The organism is Comamonas sp. 17RB, from assembly GCF_030056555.1.
GTDB lineage: Bacteria > Pseudomonadota > Gammaproteobacteria > Burkholderiales > Burkholderiaceae_C > Comamonas > Comamonas terrigena.
Genome location: NZ_JASHHY010000005.1, coordinates 305,739 through 326,271 on the forward strand (window position 1 = coordinate 305,739; position 20,533 = coordinate 326,271).

The following is a 20,533-nucleotide window of genomic DNA, read 5'->3' on the forward strand; positions in this document are numbered from 1 at the left end:
TGCACAAGGCCACCGCACGGCTGCGGACGCACTTCGGGCGTCAGGTCTCAGGAGATGGGGGGTTTGGATGCCTGCAGCGGCTGGGCGCTGGCAAAGCGTGCAGCGCCGCCCACGGGCTGGGCGTGGGGCGGGGTGTCGTTCGCGGCCAGGGGCAGCGACATGGGAGAAACGGCGGAGTGGCAGACCACACAGGCGGCGCAGGGCGCACCGTGGCTGTGCTCGCAGCCGGAAGCAGACTGCGCCCCCGGGGCCGCACACCGGTCCGATGGTGTCAGTGCGGCATGCAGGTCCGCGCCATCAGCGGGTGTGGAATGGTGCGGCACCACCGCATCGCGGTCGGCATGCTCCGCGTGGTGCCCCACCAGCGGCCCTTGTGGCCCATGCGCCATGCCATGGGAGTCCGCCTGCGTGGCACTGGCAAGGAAAGAAGAGGGGGAGGGGGTGCCGTGGTCCATGCCCGGCATGCTGTGGTGCACGGCCGCCGTGCTGGCGCCCATGGCCGGCAAGGTGCCCATGGCCATGGCATCGCCTGCCAGACCCCGCAGGGCCAGCAGAACCACCAGGAAAAAGGACAGCATGCGGCGCATGCAGGGAATGATACCGCCCACGTCGGGAAGTTCCACGGTCGGAGTGATCGGGGCGGTGGGCACGGGCCGCACGGCCAAAATGGGGCGTGGCGCCCGGTGCGGCATGCCGGGTCCGGCCAAGGGGGCCGGACCGTCGGCTTACTTGGTCAGGATCAGCTTGCCCAGCTTGGTGGCCTGCAGGCGGTAGGTGGAGCCGTTGTGCACGATGGTGACGGCCTTCTGGCCTTGCAGCAGCTCGGCGCTGTCCAGCTGCATATGGGCCGGGGACGCAGCCACGGGCAGGATGGAGGTGGAGGAAGAGGTGGTGCGCAGAGCGGGCTGGGTGTGCATGGTGGGATCCCGAAACGGTTGAGTTGTGCGAATGATAATAATTCTTATTTGATAACGCAACCACCCTGCTGACAATCGGGCTTTATCGCGGCGTATCCATAGCCGCCGCCTTCACTGCAAGCACCGCCATGGCCGCAACCCCCGCCGTGCGACCGCTGCGGCTCACACCACCTGGTAGCGCCCCGGGCGGTGGTTCATGGTCAGTGCCAGGTTCAGCGTGATGGCGGCCACGATGGACCAGCCCACGCGCGAGGGCTCCACCGTCACGCAGGCGGCCAGCAGGATCAGGCAGTCCAGCGCCATCTGCACCTTGCCGGCGCGCCAGCCGTAGCGGTCCTGCAGGTAGAGTGCGGCAATGCCGATGCCGCCCAGGCTGCCCCGATGGCGGAACAGCACCAGCATGCCCACACCCAGCAGCAGGCCACCCGCAATCGCCGCGTACAGCGGGTGCAGCGGGCCCAGCTGCATCACATGGGGCTGCAGATCGGTCAGCAGCGACAGCAGCAGCACGGCGGCAAAGGTCTTGAGGGTGAAGGCGCGGCCCATCTTCTTCCAGGCCAGCCAGTAGAACGGCAGGTTCAGCGCAAAGAACAGCTGGCCTATAGGCAAGTCGGTGGCGTAGTGCAGCACAAAGGCCAGGCCCACCATGCCGCCGGTCAGCAGCTTGGCACCCGAGCACAGGGCGATGCCCACGGAAATCAGCGTGCAGCCGGTGAACAGGGCGGCAGCGTCTTCCACCAGCGTATGGGGCACGGCCGGCGTGGGTGGAGCGGGAATGGTCGGTGTCACGGAGGCCGTGGCAGGGCGGGGCGCGGTCATGGCAGAGGCAGTGTGAAGCGAAAGCGCAGCCAACCCGGCCGGGGCGATCCGACCCTGCGCCGCACCGCCGGAGGGCCCCGGCGGCGTGGAACACACAAAGCCCCCGGACTGCTGCAGCAGGGCGGGGGCCAGAGAGAGCGGGCGGACAGCGACCCGAAAAGCGACGGCATAGCCGCCGCCCGGGTCGGATTGATTGCTATTTAATTGATAGCGATTGGCAAAAGTTTAGCTGGCGCGCCACGCAGTTTTCATGCAAAACACAGCCGGTCCGCCGCGGCCGTGGCGTGGGGGCGACAGCGCGGGCCGCCGCCCGTGCAGGCCGCAGCCAGCCCGGCATCGGCCACTGCGCCCACCGCATCAACCGCGCCAGCGGCGCAGCCGCAGACCGTTGGCCACCACCAGCAGGCTCACGCCCATGTCGGCCACCACGGCCATCCACATGGTGGCCATGCCGGCCACGGCCAGGGCGAAGAACGCAGCCTTGATGCCCAGGGCCAGGCCGATGTTCTGCCACAGCACGGTGTGCGACTTGCGCGACAGGCGGATGGTCTCCGGAATGCGGCGCAGATCGTCGTTCATCAGCACCACGTCGGCCGTCTCCATGGCCATGCCGGTGCTGTGGCGCCCGCCCATGGCAAAGCCCAGGTCCGACTGGGCCAGGGCCGGCGCGTCGTTGATGCCGTCGCCGGTCATGCCGGTGGGGCCCACATCGCGCTGCAGCACGGCCATGGCGTCCAGCTTGTCCTGGGGCAGCAGGCTGCCGCGTGCATCGGCAATGCCGACCTGGGCGGCAATGGTCTGCACCGTGGCCTGGTTGTCGCCGCTCAGCACCACGGGCGTCACGCCCAGGGCCTGCAGCTGGGCCACGCCTTCGGCCGCCTGGGGGCGCAGCGGATCGGCCACGGCAAACAGGGCGCGCACGGCCTGGTCGTCGGCCAGCAGGGTCACGGTGCGGCCCTGGGCTTCCTGGGCCTCCAGCACGGCTTCCAGCGCCGGGGTGGACAGGGACTGCTCGCGCGCCCAGCGCAGATTGGCCAGGGTCCAGCGCTGGCCGTCGATCCGGGCCTGCACGCCGCGGCCGGGCAGGGCCTGCAGTTCCTGCACCGCATCGGCGCCCGTGCCGGCAGGCAGACCGGCGGCAATCGCCCGCGAGACCGGGTGGTCCGAGCCGCTGGCCAGCTGCCAGGCGGTGCGGGCCAGATCGCCGGGCTGCGAGGCTGTGGTATCGGCGGCATCGGCGGCCTGCCAGTGCACCAGGGCCGGGCTGCCGCTGGTCAGCGTGCCGGTCTTGTCCAGCGCAATGGCGCGCAGCAGGCGGGCGGTTTCCAGCGAACGGCCGCCTTTCATCAGAATGCCGCGCTGCGCTGCAGCGGTCAGCGCGCTGACCACGGTGACGGGCGTGGACAGCACCAGCGCGCAGGGGCAGGCAATCACCAGCAGGGCCAGGGCCTGGTACAGGGCGTCGTGCCAGGTCCAGCCCAGCAGCCAGGGCGCCAGCACGGCCAGCAGCACGGCCAGCACCAGCACGATGGGGGTGTAGACCTGGGCAAAGCGGTCCACAAAGCGCTGCGTGGGGGCGCGCGTGGCCTGGGCCTGCTCCACGGCGTGGACGATGCGCGCCAGCAGGCTGTCGGTGGCGGGCGCCGTCACCTCCATGGTCAGCTGCCCGTGCTGGTTCACGCTGCCGGCAAACAGGGCGTCGCCCGGGGCCTTGTCGGCCAGCGCACTCTCGCCGGTGATGGGCGCCTGGTTGACGCTGCTCTCACCCTGCACCACGGTGCCGTCCAGCGGCACGCGGGCGCCGGGGGCAATGCGCAGGCGCGCACCCAGGGCCACCCGGGCTACGGGGGTGGCGGCCACGCTGCCGTCGGGCTGCAGCACATCGGCGGTTTCCGGGGCCAGCTGCAGCAGGTTGCGGATCGCCTGGCGGGCGCGGTCCATGGCCTGGTCTTCAATGCGTTCGGCGGCGGCGTACAAGGCCATCACCATGGCCGCTTCGGGCCACTGGCCGATCAGAAAGGCGCCGGTCACGGCCACGGCCATCAGCGCGTGGATGCCCAGCTTGAAGCGGGCCAGGTCCTTCAGCCCGGCCTTGTAGACGCCCAGGCCCGACAGGCCGATGGCCACCACGGCCAGGGCCATGCCGCCATAGCTCAGCCAGGGGTGCAGCGACGCGCCCCAGTGCGCGGCCTCGGCCAGCACGGCCAGCACCAGCGCGGCGGCAATGCGCGGCCAGCCCGGCAGCACGCCGTGGTCGTGGCCGGCATGGGCATCGGCAGCAGCGGCATCCGTGCTGTCCTCGCCGTGGCGGTGGTCGTGGCCTGCATGCTCGCCGTGGTCATGGTCATGGTCATGGTCATGGTCATGGTCATGGTCATGGTCATGCCGGGCGGGGCGCGCTGCGCCCTGCGGGGGGATGGAGGGAGAGGGCTGGGGGGCGCAGCTGCCGCCTCCGCAGCCGCAGCTGTGGACATAGGCCTCTTCGTGGCGCGGGTGGTTCTTGCTCATGCGATGATTGGAAACCTGAAACCCACTTCAAGGTCAAGCATGTCCCAGTATCGTATTGGTGAAGCGGCGCGGCTGTCCGGTGTCTCGGCCGCCAACATCCGCTATTACGAGCGCGAAGGCCTGGTGCGCCCCAGCGGCCGTGCCGAAAACGACTACCGCTTCTTCACCGACGCCGACCTGCACCGGCTGCGCTTCATCCGCATGTGCCGGGCGCTGGACATGTCGCTGGACGAGGTGCGCACCCTGCTGGCGCTGGACCTGAACAGCAAGCAAGACTGTGCGGCGGCGAACGCCACGGTCAACGGCCACCTGCAGCATGTGCGCGAGCGCCTGCACGAGCTGCAGATCCTGGAGCAGGAGCTGCTGGCGCTGCGCGGGCGTTGCGATGGCAGCGACGCCCACTGCCACATCATCGAAGCGCTGCACGCCCAGGCCGATGCGCCGTTGGAAGAAGCCCGTCCCCCGGCGGCCGGCGCCAGCAAGCGCCACGTCTGACCGACCGCAAAGGGGGACGCCGGCACCGCAGTGCCGCGCGCGGGTATGGGCGGCGCTGCCACGCGGTCGTCATGTTGCAGTGCAAAATTAACCATGGATGCGTGGCGGCCTGCGCCCGCGTCCGCCCATGTTTTCAACCCATGACAGGAGGGGCGCTGCCCATGTCCATGCCGCAATCGCCCGTGCAGTGGCACCAGGTGAAGGCCTGGGTCTTCGATCTGGATGGCACGCTGCTCGACAGCCGGCCCGACATTCTGGCCGCCGCCAGCGACACGCTGGTGGACTACGGCCATGCCCCGCTGCCGGCGGGCTACCAGCTGCCCAATCTGTTCGGCACCGCCGGAGAGCTGGTGCGCGATGTGTTCGTGGAACGCGGCTACCCGGCGCCCACCGATCTGGTGCGCCTGCGCGCCGAGTTCGAAGCCCATTACGCCGCCCAGAACCCCAGCCAGGCCCGCCTGTACGATGGGGTGCCGCAGTGGCTGGACTGGGCGCGCCAGCATGGCGTGGCGTTGGGCATCTGCACCAACAAGCTCGAGCGCCTGGCGCGCGACGGCATGCAGCAGCTGGACATTGCCGAAGGCTTTGGCGCCATCACCGGCTCGGACACCTACGGCGTGGGCAAACCCTCGCCCGAACCGCTGCTGCGCACCCTGGCGCAGCTGGGCGTGGCCCCGCAGGAGACGCTGTTCTTTGGCGACACCCATGCCGACGCGGCCTGCGCCCAGGCGGCCGGCGTGCGCTTTGCCTGGCACAGCGTGGGCTATGGCGATGCCCGGGTGCAGGCCCTGCCCCAGGTGCTGCGCTACGCCGGCTACGGCGAGCTGCTGTACCAGGTGGCGACCCAGCAGCCGGCGCTGTCTCTGTAAGGCGCAGGCCCCAAAGTCCAACGCCCTGCAGGGCAGGGCGTTGTGGCACGGGCAAGGCCCCGGCAAGGGGCTAGAGCGCGGGAGTGGCTTACAGATCGCGGCGGCGGTCGCCCGAAAAACCCAGCGAGGCCGAGATATCGTGCGCAGCCTGCTGCAGCTTGGGCAGCCAGCCTTCGTCCAGGCGGTCGGCGGGGGCGGAAATCGACAGGCCGGCCACCAGCTTGCCCTGGTCGTCGTAGATGCCGGCGGCCATGCAGCGCACGCCCAGCTCCAGCTCCTCGTTGTCGCGGGCAATGCCGTACTGGCGGGCCTTGGACAGTTCCTGCTCCAGCGCATGCAGCTGGGTGATGCTGTTGTGGGTGTTGCCGGCCAGACCGGTGCGCATGGCGTAGGCGCGCACGCGCTGGGGGTCGTCGGCCGCCAGGAACAGCTTGCCGTTGGAAGTCAGGTGCAGCGGCGCATGGCCGCCGATGGCGCGCACCACCTGCATGCCCGAGCGTTCGCTGTAGGCACGCTCCACATACACAATCTCGTCGCCCTGGCGCACGCTCAGGTTCACCGGCTGGTGGATCTGCTTGTGCAGGGCGCGCATCGGGCCCAGCGCCGCTTCACGCACGCTCAGGCGGCCCTTGACCAGATTGCCCAGCTCCAGAAAGCGCATGCCCAGGCGGTAGCTGCCCGACTCGGGGCGGTCCACAAAGCGGCCGATGGCCAGGTCGTTGAGGATGCGGTGGGTGGTGGAGGGGTGCAGCCCGGTCTTTTCGCTGATTTCCTTCAGGGAAACGGCTTCTTCGCGCGAGGCCAGGACATCGATCAGGATGAACATGCGCTCCAGCACCTGGACGCTGGGCTTGGCAAGGGAATCGTGATCGGTTTTGTTGGTCATGGGCTCTTGTTATGCTGCGTTGGGCGGATTCTATGCCGCGTTTGCGGCACCGCACAAAAGTTGTGCCGGTGCGCGGCACTCAATCCGGGGTGTGGGGTCGCTCGGGCGACGTCTCGACCCGCTCCCAGAGCTGGTCGTGCAGCACCTCGTGGGGCAGAAAGAGTGCTTTGTAGCGCATCTTGGCGCTTTGTGCGATCCAGTAGCCCAGATACAGATACGGCAGGCCCATGCTGCGCGCCTGCGCAATCTGCCACAGCACGTTGTAGGTGCCGTAGCTGGCGGTGGGGTCGGGCTCGTAGAAGGTGTAGACGGCCGAGATGCCGTCGTCGAGCGCATCCAGGATGGACACCATGCGCAGCACGCCGGGCGCATCGCCCACGGCGGGCTCCCGGAATTCCACCAGGCGGGAGTTGACCCGGCTTTGCAGCAGGAACTGGGTGTACTGGTCCACGCTGTCGTGGTCCATGCCGCCGCCGCTGTGGCGGGCGTGCTGGTAACGCTGGTAGAGGTCGTAGTGCTCGGCCGAATAGCTCAGCCGCTGGATGCTGGCCTCCAGCTGGGCATGCTGCTTCCAGGCCCGCTTCTGGCTGCGGTTGGGCTGGAACTCGTTGGTCAGCACCCGCAGCGGCACGCAGGCGCGGCAGCCGCGGCAGTAGGGCCGGTAGGTGAACATGCCGCTGCGCCGGAAACCCTGGGCCACCAGCTCCGAATAGATGCCGGTCTGGATCAGGTGGCTGGGCGTGGCCACCTGCGAACGGGCTTCTTTGCCCTCGATATAGCTGCACGGGTACGGGGCCGTGGCATAGAACTGCAAGGTGTGCAGCGGAAGATCGTTCGGATGCGTCATGCGGAATCAACAGAGGACGACAAGATGGCATCCCAGTATACGGAATGAAACCGCCAATCCATATCCGGCTGCTTGCGCTGGCGCCCGACCTCGATCAGGAACAGGCTGCGGGGTATCTCGTGTGCCCCCAGCGACGCCAGGTGGCGCGTGGCCTGCTGGCAATCGATCTGCGTGGCGCCCTGGTGGCGGCACAGGCCCACCAGCGCCGACAGCGCAATCTTGGAGGCATCGCTGGCATGGGCGAACATGGATTCGCCGAACACCGCGCGGCCCAGTGCCACGCAGTACAGGCCGCCCACCAGCTTGCCGTCGATCCAGGTTTCCACGCTGTGGGCCTTGCCCTGGCGATGCAGCGCGGTGTAGGCCGCCACGATGCGGTCCACGATCCAGGTGCCATCCTGGCCGGGGCGCACCGTCTGGGCGCAGTGGCGCATGACCTGCTCGAACGCGGTGTCGATGCGCACCTCGCAACCCGGCGTCTTGCGGAATTTCTTCAGCGTCTTGCGCAGCGAAGGGTGCAGGCGGAAATTCTCCACCTGCAGCACCATGCGCGGGTTGGGGGACCACCAGAGCACGGGCTGGCCCTCGCTGAACCAGGGGAAGATGCCCTGGGCGTAGGCGGTCTGCAGGTTGTCGGCATCCAGCCGACCGCCGGCGGCCAGCAGGCCGGGCAGCGGATCATCCAGGCCCCAGGCGCTTTGCACAGGGGGGAAGACATCGTTTTCCGAAAGCCAGGGCAGCTGGTGGGTCATGGCTCAATCAATTTCGCTGAATCAAATCGTCACACAGAACCGGTACTCAGGTTTGTACGCTGTGTGCAGTAGTGGGGTAAGGGCTGTTCCTACAAATGTAGGTGCGGTCAAGGGACAAGACAGCCGGTCGGCGAACCGTATGCTGGACCTTATCGCTTCTGGCAGTTGTCGGTATGCTTGTGTTAGGAAATTGTGAAGGAGTCCAGCTTATGTTCTTCCGCAAAATTTTCAGTGGCAGCTTGACGGAGCCGCGCTATATCCGTCGCACCCGCGCCTACCTGGAGGAAGCGCGCATGGCCATGCTGGAGCACTCCATTGCGGCAGAGCACTACCAGTCTTCGGCCGACATGTATGCCGAGCGCGCCCGCCGGCTGGAAGCCGAACTCGAACACTGGGAAGCCCAACGGGACGCAGAGCGCGATGCGGCCCGCAGCAAGCGCAATGGTGAAGAGAGTGTGGCGGCCACCAAGCAGATGGGACCGCCCAAGCTGGAGGCAGCGCCGGTGGTGACCCCTGCACAGCCGGCCGCGGTGGGCATTGTGCGGGCGGCGTAGGCCGCAGCCGCTGCGGCCTGTCATGGGGCGGTGTGGGGTTCCGTGCGCATGCGCCAAAGAAAAAAGGCTTGCATTGCTGCAAGCCTTTTTATATGGCTCCCCGACCTGGGCTCGAACCAGGGACCTGCGGATTAACAGTCCGTCGCTCTACCGACTGAGCTATCAGGGAACATTTCGGTAGGGCCGCGTGCGATTGCGCAGCCCGAAGTTTTTGGCTCCTCAACCTGGGCTCGAACCAGGGACCTACGGATTAACAGTCCGGCGCTCTACCAACTGAGCTATTGAGGAAAAAGGTGTATGGTTGCGTGCGATTGCGCAGCCAGAAAAAGTGGCTCCCCGACCTGGGCTCGAACCAGGGACCTGCGGATTAACAGTCCGTCGCTCTACCGACTGAGCTATCAGGGAACATTTCGGTATGGCTGCGTGCGATTGCGCAACCAGATCAATTCGGTGGCTCCTCAACCTGGGCTCGAACCAGGGACCTACGGATTAACAGTCCGGCGCTCTACCAACTGAGCTATTGAGGAACAAGACCTAGATTATATACATAGAAAAAATACGCTCCGGACAAAGCGCTACAAAAAATCAAAAGACCGCCTGATGCGCCCCTCTCAGGGCTCGGGGCGGCACCACAGCCAGGCCAGCACGCAGGCCATGCAGCTGCAGGCCAGCCAGCGCACCCACAGCGGGGTGGGCGCCAGCCACAGCACGGCGGCGCACAGGGTCATCATGATGCTGGCGCTGTACTTGGCCCGGCGGCTGACCTTGCCGCCCTGGCTCCAGTTGACCAGCATGGGCCCGAACAGTCGGTGCTGCCACAGCCAGCGGTGCAGGCGCGGGGAGCTGCGGGCCGCCGCCCAGCCGGCGATCAGAATGAACACGGTGGTGGGCAGGCCGGGGATGAAGACCCCGGCAATGCCCAGGGCCAGGCTGGTGACGGCCAGCGCACGCAGAAGAAAGCGGACCAGCCAGTGGGCCACAGGCTGGTGGGGCGGCGGCGCGACAGGCGGTGAGACGGAATCGGGATCGGGCACGAAAACAGCAGTCAGCAGGGATGGTGGCATTGTGCATGGGTTGCACGGCCTGGCGCTATGCTTTGCCCCATTCCCGCTGCGGTTCTGCGCTGCAGGCGCATGCGGCGGGCACCACTGAAAGAATTTGCCATGGCGATTTGCACCATCCTCAAGATGGGAGATGCGCGGCTGCTGGAGCAGGCGCAACCCGTACAGACTTTTGACACCCCGCAGTTGCATGCGCTGATCGCCGACCTGCGCGACACCATGCGTGCCGCCAACGGCGCCGGCATTGCGGCGCCGCAGATCGGCGTGGGCCTGCAGGTGGTGATCTTCGGCTCGGACCAGCGCAACCCGCGCTACCCCGACCGCCCGCTGGTGCCGCCCACCGTGCTGATCAATCCCACCATCACGCCGCTGGGCGATGCCGAAGAGGGCGACTGGGAAGGCTGCCTGTCCGTGCCGGGCATGCGCGGCTGGGTGCCGCGCTGGCAGCGCATCCGCTACACCGGCTGGGATCCGCTGGGCCAGGTGATCGACCGCACGGTTGACGGTTTCCACGCCCGGGTGGTGCAGCACGAATGCGACCACCTGTGGGGCAAGCTCTATCCCATGCGGGTGCGCGACTTCACCCGCTTCGGGTTCACCGAGGTGCTGTTCCCGGACATCAGCGCGGCCGAGGACGATTGAGGCCTTGGGGCGCTGAGTGCCTCCCCCGGGGCTTGCCGCCCCTGGCGTCTGTGCTACAGGGCTGGCGCAGTCTCTCTATAAGTGAGGGAATCAGCAAGGGCGCAAGCAGGCAAGGGAAAAACGCAGCGCAGCCGTGCGCCGACATACGGCGCGGTGCACGGGGGCCGTGCCGGCCGTGTAACGGCAGTGCGGTCCGGGGCCGCTCAGTGCGTCCCCGGCAGCTGTACCAGGTGCTGCAGCCCTTCGCTGTAGCGCGCGGCGTACAGGCCCAGCTGCACCATGGCGAAATGGTTCACGCGCAAGCTGACTTCGGTGTGGGTCAGGGCGCCGCTGATCCGCGCATCGCTGGCCTGCAGGTGCACCAGCCGGGGCTGGCGCAGCGCAAAGCCCTGGGCCGTCAGCACCTGGGCGACCAGCGGGGCCTGGGCCGTGGGGCTGCGGCGCAGCACGATGGCGGTTTCATCGTTGTCCAGGCGCACGAACACCCCGGGCGGGTAATGGCCGGCGCACTGCACCAGCGCCTGGCCGGCTTCATCAAAGACGCCCGAAGGTCCCTGGGTCACCGCCAGGGTTGAATCCACCACCGAACGCCCGGGGCGCGACTTGCGCGGGCTGATCATGGCCGCATAGCGGTCGGTGGTGGCCAGAATCCGGGCCAGCCGTTCGGCCACGGGCTGCTGCAGCAAAGGCAGCTGCGTGGGCGGCACCGCATGGTGCAGGCTGACGATGTCCAGCCACAGCGCATCGTTCACCCCCTGCTCCTCCAGCAGACGGCGGCTGGCCTGCGGGTGCTGGTCGATCGCCTGCTGCTGGGCCGGGCTGGGGCGGTCGCGCTGCAGGGACAGCTGGTCCTGCAAGGTGGTCATGCCGATGTTCATGGTCAGCGCGGCGCGCACCAGGCTGTGGCGTTCGTGCGGCGGCAGCTCGAAGGAGGTGGACAGAATCTGGCACAGCGTGGCGCAGACCAGGGCGTGCGAAGCGCTGTAGCCCACGGTGGACGTGCCCGCCAGCTGGAACATCAGGTACAGCGCCGCGTCGGTGTCGTGGGCCACCAGGTCGCGCATCCAGGTTTCCAGCTGCTGGATCTTGGCCGGCAGCTCGGGCACCAGTGCGGGCGAGGTCAGGACCAGGTGCAGGCTGGCTTCCAGGTCGGACCACAGACCCAGCAGGTCTTCGTAATGGTCATCGTCCGTGGCAAGGGCTGCGGGCAGAAGGGAAGAAGTGGGCATGGTGGTGCGACTCGGCAGCGCGGGGGAGCCGCGCCATCCGGCCATTGTGGCGCGGCAGGGGGCAGACGGCCAGTGGGCAGGACCAAAGGCAGGTGCTGCCATCACAGCAGGCAGGGTGGCCGCCGCGGGCCACCGCTGCACGCGGCAGAGGGGCGCCCCGTCGGGGCGCCGGGCTCAGTCGCGGAAGTTGTTGAACGACAGCGGGTGGTCCGCCAGGTCCTTGCGGATCAGGGCCATGGCGGCCTGCAGATCGTCGCGCTTGGCGCCGGTGATGCGCACGCTTTCGCCCTGGATGGAGGCCTGCACCTTCATCTTGCTGTCCTTGATCAGCTTCTGCAGCTTCTTGGCCAGCTCGGACTCGATGCCGTTCTTGATCTTGACGACCTGCTTGACCTTGTCGCCGCCCACCTTCTGGGGCTTTTCGATGTCCAGGAAGCGCACGTCCACATTGCGCTTGGTGAGCTTGTTGCGCAGCAGGTCTTCCACCTGTTGCAGCTGGAACTCGGCATCACCGTACATGGTGATTTCCTTGTCTTTCAGTTCCACGGCAGCCGATGTGCCTTTGAAGTCAAAACGGGTGCCAATTTCCTTGGAGGCGTTTTCGACGGCGTTCTTGACTTCGACGAAGTCGGCTTCCAGCACGGTGTCAAAAGAAGGCATGGGGTCACTCTTTCCTTGAATGGGGTTCACGGGGCCATCCGCCGGCGGCGCCATGGGCGGCATGCGGCGGTGCGACAATTGCAGGGATGTTAGTCGAGAAAAACACCCCCCTGCAGGACTGCAACACCTTTGGCATCGTGGCCAGTGCCGACACGCTGGTGCGTGTGCGCAGTGTGGCCGATGTCCAGGATTTTGCCGCCAGTCCCGTCTACCGCGGGCGGCGCAGTTTTGTGCTGGGCGGCGGCAGCAACATCGTGCTGACCGGGGATGTGGTGCGTGCGGTCGTGGTGAAGGTGGAAATCCCGGGCATCCGCCTGCTGGAAGAGACCGAGCGCCACTGGATCGTGGAAGCCGGCGCCGGCGAGCGCTGGCACGACGTGGTGGCCTGGACCGTGGCCCACGGCTACCCCGGTCTGGAAAACCTGGCCCTGGTGCCCGGCACCGTGGGAGCGGCGCCGGTGCAGAACATCGGCGCCTACGGCATCGAGCTGCAGGACCGCTTCCATTCGCTGGACGCCGTGGACCTGCGCAGCGGCGCCGTGTTCTCGCTGGACGCCGGGCAGTGCGCCTTCGGCTACCGCGACTCGGTCTTCAAGCATGCGCCCAGCAGCAACGGACTGGGCATGGGGCTGGCGGGCTGCGCCGTGATCACCACCGTGCGCCTGGCCCTGCCCAAACCCTGGAAGCCCGAGCTGAGCTACCTGGATCTGCAGCGCCGCCAGCAGGAAGAAGGGGTGGAGCAGCCCACGGCACAGCAGATCTTCGACTGGGTCTGCGCCATCCGCCGTGCCAAGCTGCCCGATCCGGCCGTCATCGGCAACGCCGGCAGCTTCTTCAAGAACCCCACGGTCAGCGAAGACCAGTGCCGCGACATCCTGGCGCGCGAGCCCAAGATCGTGCACTACCCCATGGACGACGGCAGCATCAAGCTGGCGGCCGGCTGGATGATCGATGCCTGCGGCTGGAAGGGCAAGTCCCTGGGCCATGCCGGCGTGTACGACAAGCAGGCCCTGGTGCTGGTCAACCGCGGCACCGGCGGTGTCAACGTCACCGGTGGCGAGGTGATGACCCTGGCCAGCGCCATCCAGACCAGCGTCTACGAACGCTTCGGCATCCGGCTGGAACCCGAGCCGGTGGTGGTGTAAGCGCGGGCGCTTTCCAGCTCTCCAGACCGCCGCGCCGTGTGCGGGGCATGCCCCTGAACTGAACTTGCTGACCTGAACGCAACGGGCCTGACCCGGCGCTGTGCGGGGGCTAGCTGCTTTTATTCGCCCGCCATCACCCGGCGGCGCAATGCATCCACATCCAGCACGCTCAGGCTGTGCGCCCCGGTCTTGCGCACCAGGCCTTGTTTGGCCAGCGCATTCAGGGCGCGGGTCACCTGTTCGCGGTTGGCGCCGATCATGCTGGCCAGAATGGCGTGCGAAGGCAGGGGCTGCAGATGGGCCTGTCCCTGCGCGTCGGTGCCGGCGGCCTCGCACAGGCGCAGCAGCTCGGCATGCAGGCGGGCGGGCACGCCCAGGGTACTCAGCTGCACCACCCGCTCGCTCAGGCGCCGGATGCGGGCGGTGAGCGAATGGATCACCCGGTGGGCCAGCAAGGGCTCCTGGTGCAGCAGCTCCGTGAAGGCATCGCGGTCCAGTGTGGCCAGCACCGTGGGCTCCAGCGTGGTGCCGAAGGCCGTGCCGGTGTGGCCTTCCAGCGCGGCAATATCCCCGATGTGCGACCCCGCACCGCGTTCGCTGAACGACACCTCCTTGCCGTTGGCGGAATAGGTGGCAATGCGCAGGCTGCCGGAGCAGACAAACGCCACCTGCTGGTTCTGCAGCAGTTGGGTGTGGGGCTCCAGCACCCACCACGCGCAGCGGTTGGCAATGTGCTGCAGGCAGGCGGGACTGAGGCCGCGGAACAGTTCGATGGACTGCAAGGCCAGTCCGGAGCGTGGGGGCGAAGGCTGCATGGGGACCAGCCCGCGCGCCGTGGGCGCGCAGGCAAGGAAAGACCTGAAAGATCTGAATGGCCTGAAAGGCATGCCGGTGGCGCAGGCCGTGGACTGCACGGCCCCCGCCACCGGCACGGGGTCAGTGGACCGAGGTGCTGGCATCGCCGCTGGGGATCAGGCCAGCGCGCAGCGCCTGGGCCGCTTCGGCACGCACCGTGGCGCGGTCCAGGTGGCTGGCGGCGCTGGGGGCGATGTACATCTGATCGCCCTGCATGGCCAGGGTTCCATGGTCGCGTGCGGCCTGGGTGTCGGCCTGCACCTGTGCACGGCTCAGCGGCGTGCCGCCCTGGGGCAGCGGCGGCCAGTCGCTGCCTTCACCGGCAGGGCCGCCGGCAAAGGCGGTGCCGGCAGCACAGGCCAGCAGGGACAGGGTCAGGATGGTGCGAGGGGATGGCATAAGGGTTCTCCGGTTCTGGTGGTCAACATGCGTGGGAGGCCTCCATGCATGGCTGCAGTGTCGACCGCACCGGGCCTGCGTGTATGTGCCAAAACGCACACTTTCGCGCGAAAGCGAACCAGAAAACAGGCCGAGCGAATGCCGGGCGCAATGCCGAACGCAATGCTGGGCGGAATACCGGGCCGGCAGCCCGGGGCCATCGCCCATGGGCCCATGAAAAAAGCCGCCGGCACGGGCCAGGCGGCTTTGGGGCGGCGGCTGCACGCACCGGGCATGCAGCGTGCGCGCGGTTTACTTTTTCCAGTAGCCGGGGCGGATCAGCAGGCTGTGGATGCGGTAGGGGGCTTTTTCTTCCACGGCGATGTCCATGGGCACAAAAGCCTTGTCGCACTGCAGCAGATAGCCGGCGGCGTAGGAGGTGGGCACGCGCATCTGGGCGGTCACGCGGCAGGCGCCCACGCTCTGGTGCACCTGTTGCAGCACTTCCTTCATCTGCTCGGGCGTGACCTGCTTGTTGAACTCTTCGGAGAAGCTCTTGCTGTCCGGCAGGGCGGCCTTGCCTTCAAAGGCGGCAAAGATGGACTGGAAGCGTTGGCCCAGTGCCTTTTCCGCGGCGGGATTGGGCTTGGGGGCTTGCTGCTGTTGCTGTTGCGGTGCAGCAGCGTCGGCCGGGGCGGGCGCTGCGGCAGGTGCCGGATCGGCGGCAAAAGCAGGGGCTGCCAGGGCAGCGGCCAGGATGAACAGGGCCGGTTGGCTCCAGCGGCGGGTAGAACGGGACATCAGCGCTCCTTTGCGCAATTACGTTGGTTGCCACTGTAGCCGCTGCCAGGGTGCACGGGGTAACTCTTCGTTTTGGTAGCGGCCTGTGTACGGTTTTGCGGCATTTCAACGACAAACCTGCTGGAAATCAAGGCTGCACAGGCATTGACTGCTCATAAAAAAAGCCGCTGCAGGGGCAGCGGCTTCCGTGTAAACCCTGATTTTTCGGACCAGGGCTGGCAGAACTTACTTCTTGTCGCCGCCCAGCTGGGGCAGGGCGCTGGTGCTGCTCACGCTCAGCAGGCCGGCCTTGGAGTAGATGGCCAGCTTGTCGCGGGTGTCGATCAGGTCCAGGTTGCGCATGGTCAGCTGGCCGATGCGGTCCACCGGGCTGAACGGCGCGTCTTCCACCTTCTCCATCGACAGGCGCTCGGGAGCGTAGGTCAGGTTGGAGGATTCGGTGTTCAGGATGGAGTAGTCATTGCCGCGGCGCAGTTCCAGCGTCACGGTGCCGGTGATGGCGCGGGCCACCCAGCGCTGTGCGGCTTCGCGCAGCATGATGGCCTGGGGGTCGAACCAGCGGCCCTGGTACAGCAGACGGCCCAGCTTCAGGCCGTTCACACGGTACTGCTCGATGGTGTCTTCGTTGTGGATGCCGGTCACCAGGCGCTCGTAGGCGATGTGCAGCAGGGCCATGCCGGGGGCTTCGTAGATGCCGCGGCTCTTGGCTTCGATGATGCGGTTCTCGATCTGGTCGCTCATGCCCAGGCCGTGGCGGCCGCCGATGCGGTTGGCTTCCAGGAACAGGGCCACGGCGTCGTCAAAGCGCTGGCCGTTCAGGGCCACGGGGCGGCCTTCTTCGAAGGTGACCGACACTTCTTCGGCCTTCACTTCGACTTCGGGCTTCCAGAACGCCACGCCCATGATGGGGTTCACGATGCGGATGCCGCTGTTCAGCTGCTCCAGATCCTTGGCTTCGTGGGTCGCGCCCAGCATGTTGGAGTCGGTGGAGTAGGCCTTTTCGACCGACATCTTGTAGCCGAAACCTTCCTTGATCAGGAATTCCGACATTTCGGTACGGCCGCCCAGCTCGTTGATGAAGGCGTTGTCCAGCCAGGGCTTGTAGATCTTCAGCGCCGGGTTGGTCAGCAGACCGTAGCGGTAGAAACGCTCGATGTCATTGCCCTTGAAGGTCGAACCGTCACCCCAGATGTTGACGTCGTCTTCCTTCATGGCGGCCACCAGCATGGTGCCGGTCACGGCGCGGCCCAGCGGGGTGGTGTTGAAGTAGGTGATGCCACCGGTGCTGATGTGGAAGGCGCCGGCCTGGATGGCGGCAATGCCTTCGTTGGCCAGCTGGGTGCGGCAGTCGATCAGGCGGGCCTTTTCAGCGCCGTATTCCATCGCCTTGCGGGGGATGGCGTCGTAGTCCTCTTCGTCAGGCTGGCCCAGGTTGGCGGTGTAGGCGTAGGGCAGGGCGCCCTTGTTCTTCATCCAGCGCAGGGCGGCCGAGGTGTCCAGGCCACCGGAGAAGGCAATGCCGACCTTCTGGCCGACGGGAACGTTTTGCAGGATGGTTTCCATGGTGTGCTTCTCAATCAAAAGACAGCTGCTGGTGCGCGCGGCGAGCCCGGGGCTCTCAGCGTGCCAGCGGCCAAAAACGGGTGCAACGACCGGCTGTGGCGATTGCAGGGGCGTTGGAGTGTCGCCCCCTGGCGCTCAGGCGTAGTGGCAGATGTAGTGGTAGGCCTCGGCCACGCGGATGTCGAACTTGGAGTTCGCAGGGATGTGGAAGCTCTCGCCCGCCACGGACTTCTTCCATTCATCGCTGCCGTCCAGCTTGTACTCGCAGGCACCGCCCACGCATTCCATGATCTCGGCGGCGGCCGTACCAAAGGTCAGCGTGGCAGGCAGCACCACACCGACGGACTTCTTGGTGCCGTCGGCCAGGGTGAAGCTGTGGCTCACGCATTTGCCGTCAAAGTAGACATTGGCCTTGGTGGTCAGGGTGACGCCGGAGAATTGGTCGGTGCTCATGGAGTAATGCGCGCGGTGCGACAAAGGTGGTCGAAACCGATCATTTTAGGCCAGCGTAGCGCTGGACGGGCGCGAAGGGGCGCACAAGAAAAAGCCCCTGCCGGAAAGCAGGGGCTGGATGGGGGCGTGAGTGGGGGGGTTGACGGAGGTATTGGCGGGGACAAGGGCGGCTGCCGCAGCGTGCTGCGCGCCCCGTGCCTGCGCCCCTGCCTCAGTAGCCGTAACCGTAGCCGCGCGGCTGGGGCCGGCCTGGATAGGGCGGGTAGGCGGGGTAGCCCGGATAGCGCGGGTCCACATTCACATCCACCACGATGGGGATGTTGGACTGCGGCGCTTCGTAGGTGATGCTCTCGGTCACCGTCACGCCGGGCGGGGCCGAGCTGTAGGTGCCGCTGGGGCCGACAAAGCCGCTGCCGGTCACCGACGAGCTGCTGTAGCTGCCACGGGGCTGCACCTGCACCGGCACCCAGCGGCCGGGATCATGGTCCATGCGGGCGGTGTAGCGGCGGCCGGCGTATTCATAGGTCACGTCGTAGCCCACGGTGCGGTTTTCGTACACCGTCTCGTTGGTGCAGCGGCGCACCGTCTGGTAGGCCGGTGTGCCGCCGTTCATGCCTTCCACCTGGTTGCCGATCAGGCCGCCGGCCACCGCGCCGATGATCGTGGTGGCACCCCGGTTGGAGCCGTAGTACTGGCCGTGGCGGCCATAGTGGCCGCCTGTGCCCAGGGCATTGCCGGCCACGCCGCCCACCAGCGCGCCGATCACGGCGCCGGCGCCCGACGTCTGCTGGCCGCGGTAGACGGGCTCATCGCCGCAGACCTGCTGCGGTATGCCCACCTGCTGCACCACGGGGACGGATTGCAGCACGCGGCCACGTTCCTGGGCGTTGGCAGTGCCGCAGGCCAGGCCTGCAGCAGCGGCCAGCGTGCCCCAAGTCAGCCAATGTGTGATCCTCATGGAATGCTCCTTGTCCAATCTGTGTGCCACGGCGCTCCGGAGACCGGCTGCCTTGGCTGTCTACAACGCAGGGCGCCTGCCCCGTGTTGACATGGGTGCTGCTTGCGCTGTCCCATGCCTTGCAGTCTAGACCCGGTGTGTGAACGCTCGCCCGGGCCGGGGTAAAGTTGCGCAAAGCCCGTGTGAGGGTGTGCAACCGGGCTGCGGCGCGCCCGGGCGGCGGCGGTCTGTGCTGTCGCACAGGGCTACATCCATGCCCATCCCCATGCGCCTTTGTCTGCATGTCCTTTCCCCCGTTAGGGTGGGGCGCAGTGCGCAAAGTTCCCGTGCGCCCCGGCCGCGCGGTACCGACGGCGGGGGCGCCGGGCATACGGGCGTCGGGCTTACGGGCGCCGGGCCTGGGTCAGCGGCCCAGGGCGGCCGCCCAATCTTCCGCCTTGAAGCCCACGGTGGTGCGGCCGTCTGCCCATTCCACCACCGGGCGCTTGATCACGCTGGCGTTGTCCAGCACCAGCCGGGTGGCGCTGGCATCGTCCTGCACCGCCGCCTGCACGGCCGCGTCCAGCTTGCGCCAGGTGGTGCCCTGGCGGTTGACCAGCTTTTCCCAGCCCACGGCCTGCAGCCAGCGCGGCAGGTGGTCGGCGGGCACGCCTTGCTTCTTGAAATCGTGAAAACTGTAGGCAATGCCTTGCCCGGTCAGCCAGGCGCGGGCCTTTTTGACGGTGTCGCAATTGGGAATGCCGTAAAGAATGGTCGTGGTACTCATGCCCTCCATCATCAGGGATACGGAGGGTGGGCGACAATAAAGCCTCGTATGCACACCACCCCGAACACCTTGACCGAGTGGCTCGCCCATTGCGAGCAGATTCATCCCCAATCCATCGCCATGGGCCTGGAGCGCGTACAGGAAGTCGCGCGCCGCATGGAGCTGCGCTTCGACTGCCCGGTCATCACCGTGGCCGGCACCAATGGCAAAGGCTCCACCTGCGCCATGCTGGAAGCCGTGGCCCTGCAGTCCGGCTACCGGCCCGGGGTCTACACCTCGCCCCACCTGGTGCACTTTGAAGAGCGCTGCCGCATCCACGGCGAAATCGCGCTGGCCGACGACTTTCTGCCGCATTTCGCCGCCGTCGAGGCCGCCCGCCTGCAGGGCGAGGAAGTGCTGCTGACCTATTTTGAATTCACCACGCTGGCCATCCTGCGCATGCTCAGCCTGGCCAAGCTGGATGTCGCCATCCTGGAAGTGGGTCTGGGCGGCCGCCTGGATGCCACCAACGTGATCGACACCGACTGCGCCATCATCACCAGCGTGGACATCGACCACGCCGCCATCCTGGGCAACGACCGCGAGACCATCGGCCGCGAAAAGGCCGGCATCATGCGCGCCGGCCGCCCGGTGGTGGTGAGCGACCCGGTGCCGCCGCAAAGCGTGCTGGACCATGCCGAGGCCATCGGTGCCGAGCTGTGGCGCTTCGGCCGCGACTTTAATTTCGAGGGCGACAAGCAGCAATGGGGCTGGGCCGGCCGCGGCCGCCGCTATGCCGGTCTGGCTTATCCGGCGCTGCGCGGTGCCAACCAGCTGATGAACGCCTCGGGCGTGCTGGCAGCGTTCGAAGCCATCCGCGACCGCCTGCCCGTCACCGCCCAGGCGGTGCGCACCGGGCTGGCCATGGTCGAGTTGCCGGGGCGCTTCCAGATCGTGCCCGGCCAGCCCACGCTGGTGCTGGACGTGGCGCACAACCCGCATTCGGTGGCGGCGCTGACTGCCAACCTGGACGCCATGGGCTACTTCCCCACCACGCATGCGGTCTTTGGCGCCATGGCGGACAAGGACCTGGCCCCGATGCTGGCCAAGGTCGGTCCGCTGATCGACCGTTGGTACTTCACCGACCTGCCCACCCCCCGGGCAGAGACCGCCGCCAGCCTGCAGGCCAAATGGAATGCGGTGCAGATGGTGGCCGGCGGCCAGCGGCAAGTCAGTACCAGCCTGCACGCCAACCCAGAGGCCGCGCTGCAGGCGGCCGTCGCTGCGGCGGAGCCGGCTGATAGAATCGTGGTCTTTGGCTCGTTCTATACGGTGGGTGGTGTGCTGCAGCATGGCATTCCCCGACTGGGCGCCAAGCACCTGGAAGCCTGACGTC

At 67.3% G+C, this 20,533-nt stretch carries 23 protein-coding genes and 4 tRNA genes; 6 read left to right on the forward strand and 21 right to left on the reverse strand.

Annotated elements, in window-relative coordinates:
- Window positions 1-47: 47 nt before the first annotated feature.
- The 4 genes from QM470_RS11435 to QM470_RS11450 form a co-directional block, all read right to left on the reverse strand.
- Window positions 48-623, reverse strand: coding sequence for a hypothetical protein (locus QM470_RS11435; protein ID WP_283339362.1), 576 nt, complete (start codon window positions 621-623; stop codon window positions 48-50).
- 102 nt (window positions 624-725) lie between these two features.
- Window positions 726-917: a hemin uptake protein HemP gene (gene hemP / locus QM470_RS11440; protein ID WP_192333659.1), complete on the reverse strand. Its 192-nt coding sequence runs from the start codon at window positions 915-917 to the stop codon at window positions 726-728.
- A 162-nt stretch (window positions 918-1,079) separates the two neighbouring features.
- Entirely contained in the window at window positions 1,080-1,736 is a 657-nt protein-coding gene (locus QM470_RS11445) for a DUF6198 family protein (protein WP_283339363.1), read from the reverse strand.
- Between the two features lie 357 nt (window positions 1,737-2,093).
- Window positions 2,094-4,244 carry a heavy metal translocating P-type ATPase gene (locus QM470_RS11450; protein ID WP_283339364.1) on the reverse strand — a complete coding sequence of 717 codons (2,151 nt, stop codon included), beginning with the start codon at window positions 4,242-4,244 and terminating at the stop codon, window positions 2,094-2,096.
- A gap of 39 nt (window positions 4,245-4,283) precedes the next feature.
- Between QM470_RS11450 and QM470_RS11455 the strand changes: the two genes are divergently transcribed.
- Window positions 4,284-4,739 carry a Cd(II)/Pb(II)-responsive transcriptional regulator gene (locus tag QM470_RS11455; protein WP_283339365.1) on the forward strand — a complete coding sequence of 152 codons (456 nt, stop codon included), beginning with the start codon at window positions 4,284-4,286 and terminating at the stop codon, window positions 4,737-4,739.
- Window positions 4,740-4,900: 161 nt separating this feature from the next.
- The gene (locus tag QM470_RS11460) at window positions 4,901-5,608 is read left to right on the forward strand and encodes an HAD family hydrolase (RefSeq protein WP_283339366.1); all 708 of its coding nucleotides are present in this window, start codon (window positions 4,901-4,903) and stop codon (window positions 5,606-5,608) included.
- An 88-nt stretch (window positions 5,609-5,696) separates the two neighbouring features.
- Here QM470_RS11460 and QM470_RS11465 read toward each other — a convergent pair whose 3' ends face one another.
- The 3 genes from QM470_RS11465 to aat all read right to left on the reverse strand — a co-directional run bounded on the left by QM470_RS11465 (window position 5,697) and on the right by aat (window position 8,093).
- Window positions 5,697-6,494: an IclR family transcriptional regulator gene (locus tag QM470_RS11465; RefSeq protein WP_066533436.1), complete on the reverse strand. Its 798-nt coding sequence runs from the start codon at window positions 6,492-6,494 to the stop codon at window positions 5,697-5,699.
- A gap of 79 nt (window positions 6,495-6,573) precedes the next feature.
- Complete coding sequence (locus tag QM470_RS11470) at window positions 6,574-7,341, reverse strand: arginyltransferase (protein ID WP_283339367.1); 768 nt, start codon at window positions 7,339-7,341, stop codon at window positions 6,574-6,576.
- Window positions 7,338-8,093, reverse strand: a complete 756-nt coding sequence (gene aat / locus QM470_RS11475; protein ID WP_283339368.1) for a leucyl/phenylalanyl-tRNA--protein transferase — start codon at window positions 8,091-8,093, stop codon at window positions 7,338-7,340. The genes QM470_RS11470 and aat overlap by 4 nt, the downstream gene beginning before the upstream one ends.
- A gap of 209 nt (window positions 8,094-8,302) precedes the next feature.
- Here aat and QM470_RS11480 point away from each other — a divergent pair, with 209 nt between their 5' ends.
- Complete coding sequence (locus tag QM470_RS11480) at window positions 8,303-8,647, forward strand: hypothetical protein (protein WP_280011976.1); 345 nt, start codon at window positions 8,303-8,305, stop codon at window positions 8,645-8,647.
- Between the two features lie 93 nt (window positions 8,648-8,740).
- Here the strand turns inward: QM470_RS11480 and QM470_RS11485 are convergent.
- From QM470_RS11485 to QM470_RS11505, 5 genes are all read right to left on the reverse strand, one after another.
- Window positions 8,741-8,816 (reverse strand) — tRNA-Asn (locus QM470_RS11485).
- A 43-nt stretch (window positions 8,817-8,859) separates the two neighbouring features.
- Window positions 8,860-8,935: transfer RNA gene (locus QM470_RS11490), tRNA-Asn, on the reverse strand.
- Between the two features lie 41 nt (window positions 8,936-8,976).
- Window positions 8,977-9,052: transfer RNA gene (locus tag QM470_RS11495), tRNA-Asn, on the reverse strand.
- A 46-nt stretch (window positions 9,053-9,098) separates the two neighbouring features.
- A tRNA-Asn gene (locus tag QM470_RS11500) sits at window positions 9,099-9,174 on the reverse strand.
- Between the two features lie 84 nt (window positions 9,175-9,258).
- Complete coding sequence (locus QM470_RS11505; RefSeq protein WP_502846835.1) at window positions 9,259-9,681, reverse strand: YbaN family protein; 423 nt, start codon at window positions 9,679-9,681, stop codon at window positions 9,259-9,261.
- A 129-nt stretch (window positions 9,682-9,810) separates the two neighbouring features.
- Here QM470_RS11505 and def point away from each other — a divergent pair, with 129 nt between their 5' ends.
- Entirely contained in the window at window positions 9,811-10,350 is a 540-nt protein-coding gene (def, locus tag QM470_RS11510; RefSeq protein ID WP_283339369.1) for a peptide deformylase, read from the forward strand.
- A gap of 203 nt (window positions 10,351-10,553) precedes the next feature.
- Here def and QM470_RS11515 read toward each other — a convergent pair whose 3' ends face one another.
- Window positions 10,554-11,579 (reverse strand): HD-GYP domain-containing protein, encoded by a 1,026-nt coding sequence (locus tag QM470_RS11515; protein WP_283339370.1) that lies wholly within the window; start codon window positions 11,577-11,579, stop codon window positions 10,554-10,556.
- A 174-nt stretch (window positions 11,580-11,753) separates the two neighbouring features.
- A complete protein-coding gene (locus QM470_RS11520; RefSeq protein ID WP_066533969.1) occupies window positions 11,754-12,239 on the reverse strand; it encodes a YajQ family cyclic di-GMP-binding protein in 486 nt (161 codons plus the stop codon).
- An 86-nt stretch (window positions 12,240-12,325) separates the two neighbouring features.
- Here QM470_RS11520 and murB point away from each other — a divergent pair, with 86 nt between their 5' ends.
- Complete coding sequence (gene murB, locus QM470_RS11525) at window positions 12,326-13,384, forward strand: UDP-N-acetylmuramate dehydrogenase (RefSeq protein ID WP_066533413.1); 1,059 nt, start codon at window positions 12,326-12,328, stop codon at window positions 13,382-13,384.
- Between the two features lie 119 nt (window positions 13,385-13,503).
- On the opposite strand, the gene QM470_RS11530 is transcribed toward murB, so the two are convergent.
- From QM470_RS11530 to QM470_RS11560, 7 genes are all read right to left on the reverse strand, one after another.
- Window positions 13,504-14,199, reverse strand: a complete 696-nt coding sequence (locus QM470_RS11530) for a Crp/Fnr family transcriptional regulator (RefSeq protein WP_283339371.1) — start codon at window positions 14,197-14,199, stop codon at window positions 13,504-13,506.
- Between the two features lie 121 nt (window positions 14,200-14,320).
- Window positions 14,321-14,638, reverse strand: coding sequence for a DUF4148 domain-containing protein (locus QM470_RS11535; protein ID WP_066533405.1), 318 nt, complete (start codon window positions 14,636-14,638; stop codon window positions 14,321-14,323).
- A gap of 291 nt (window positions 14,639-14,929) precedes the next feature.
- Complete coding sequence (locus QM470_RS11540; protein ID WP_280011968.1) at window positions 14,930-15,418, reverse strand: hypothetical protein; 489 nt, start codon at window positions 15,416-15,418, stop codon at window positions 14,930-14,932.
- 225 nt (window positions 15,419-15,643) lie between these two features.
- Window positions 15,644-16,981, reverse strand: coding sequence for an argininosuccinate synthase (argG, locus tag QM470_RS11545; protein WP_283339372.1), 1,338 nt, complete (start codon window positions 16,979-16,981; stop codon window positions 15,644-15,646).
- 135 nt (window positions 16,982-17,116) lie between these two features.
- Window positions 17,117-17,434, reverse strand: a complete 318-nt coding sequence (ppnP, locus tag QM470_RS11550) for a pyrimidine/purine nucleoside phosphorylase (protein WP_280011965.1) — start codon at window positions 17,432-17,434, stop codon at window positions 17,117-17,119.
- Window positions 17,435-17,645: 211 nt separating this feature from the next.
- The gene (locus QM470_RS11555; protein WP_283339373.1) at window positions 17,646-18,392 is read right to left on the reverse strand and encodes a glycine zipper 2TM domain-containing protein; all 747 of its coding nucleotides are present in this window, start codon (window positions 18,390-18,392) and stop codon (window positions 17,646-17,648) included.
- A 403-nt stretch (window positions 18,393-18,795) separates the two neighbouring features.
- Entirely contained in the window at window positions 18,796-19,158 is a 363-nt protein-coding gene (locus tag QM470_RS11560; protein ID WP_283339374.1) for an ArsC family reductase, read from the reverse strand.
- Window positions 19,159-19,206: 48 nt separating this feature from the next.
- Here QM470_RS11560 and folC point away from each other — a divergent pair, with 48 nt between their 5' ends.
- Window positions 19,207-20,529, forward strand: coding sequence for a bifunctional tetrahydrofolate synthase/dihydrofolate synthase (gene folC / locus QM470_RS11565; protein ID WP_280011964.1), 1,323 nt, complete (start codon window positions 19,207-19,209; stop codon window positions 20,527-20,529).
- Window positions 20,530-20,533: the final 4 nt, after the last annotated feature.

What these genes read in the sequence shown, in the direction of transcription:
- QM470_RS11470 (WP_283339367.1), bottom strand. Translation starts at nt 7,341, where the DNA reads ATGACGCATCCGAACGATCTTCCGCTGCACACCTTGCAGTTCTATGCC.
- QM470_RS11480 (WP_280011976.1), top strand. Translation starts at nt 8,303, where the DNA reads ATGTTCTTCCGCAAAATTTTCAGTGGCAGCTTGACGGAGCCGCGCTAT.
- QM470_RS11535 (WP_066533405.1), bottom strand. Translation starts at nt 14,638, where the DNA reads ATGCCATCCCCTCGCACCATCCTGACCCTGTCCCTGCTGGCCTGTGCT.
- QM470_RS11455 (WP_283339365.1), top strand. Translation starts at nt 4,284, where the DNA reads ATGTCCCAGTATCGTATTGGTGAAGCGGCGCGGCTGTCCGGTGTCTCG.
- folC (WP_280011964.1), top strand. Translation starts at nt 19,207, where the DNA reads ATGCACACCACCCCGAACACCTTGACCGAGTGGCTCGCCCATTGCGAG.
- QM470_RS11465 (WP_066533436.1), bottom strand. Translation starts at nt 6,494, where the DNA reads ATGACCAACAAAACCGATCACGATTCCCTTGCCAAGCCCAGCGTCCAG.
- QM470_RS11560 (WP_283339374.1), bottom strand. Translation starts at nt 19,158, where the DNA reads ATGAGTACCACGACCATTCTTTACGGCATTCCCAATTGCGACACCGTC.
- aat (WP_283339368.1), bottom strand. Translation starts at nt 8,093, where the DNA reads ATGACCCACCAGCTGCCCTGGCTTTCGGAAAACGATGTCTTCCCCCCT.
- ppnP (WP_280011965.1), bottom strand. Translation starts at nt 17,434, where the DNA reads ATGAGCACCGACCAATTCTCCGGCGTCACCCTGACCACCAAGGCCAAT.
- def (WP_283339369.1), top strand. Translation starts at nt 9,811, where the DNA reads ATGGCGATTTGCACCATCCTCAAGATGGGAGATGCGCGGCTGCTGGAG.
- QM470_RS11540 (WP_280011968.1), bottom strand. Translation starts at nt 15,418, where the DNA reads ATGTCCCGTTCTACCCGCCGCTGGAGCCAACCGGCCCTGTTCATCCTG.
- QM470_RS11520 (WP_066533969.1), bottom strand. Translation starts at nt 12,239, where the DNA reads ATGCCTTCTTTTGACACCGTGCTGGAAGCCGACTTCGTCGAAGTCAAG.
- argG (WP_283339372.1), bottom strand. Translation starts at nt 16,981, where the DNA reads ATGGAAACCATCCTGCAAAACGTTCCCGTCGGCCAGAAGGTCGGCATT.
- QM470_RS11460 (WP_283339366.1), top strand. Translation starts at nt 4,901, where the DNA reads ATGTCCATGCCGCAATCGCCCGTGCAGTGGCACCAGGTGAAGGCCTGG.
- QM470_RS11515 (WP_283339370.1), bottom strand. Translation starts at nt 11,579, where the DNA reads ATGCCCACTTCTTCCCTTCTGCCCGCAGCCCTTGCCACGGACGATGAC.
- QM470_RS11450 (WP_283339364.1), bottom strand. Translation starts at nt 4,244, where the DNA reads ATGAGCAAGAACCACCCGCGCCACGAAGAGGCCTATGTCCACAGCTGC.
- QM470_RS11445 (WP_283339363.1), bottom strand. Translation starts at nt 1,736, where the DNA reads ATGACCGCGCCCCGCCCTGCCACGGCCTCCGTGACACCGACCATTCCC.
- hemP (WP_192333659.1), bottom strand. Translation starts at nt 917, where the DNA reads ATGCACACCCAGCCCGCTCTGCGCACCACCTCTTCCTCCACCTCCATC.
- QM470_RS11530 (WP_283339371.1), bottom strand. Translation starts at nt 14,199, where the DNA reads ATGCAGCCTTCGCCCCCACGCTCCGGACTGGCCTTGCAGTCCATCGAA.
- murB (WP_066533413.1), top strand. Translation starts at nt 12,326, where the DNA reads ATGTTAGTCGAGAAAAACACCCCCCTGCAGGACTGCAACACCTTTGGC.
- QM470_RS11555 (WP_283339373.1), bottom strand. Translation starts at nt 18,392, where the DNA reads ATGAGGATCACACATTGGCTGACTTGGGGCACGCTGGCCGCTGCTGCA.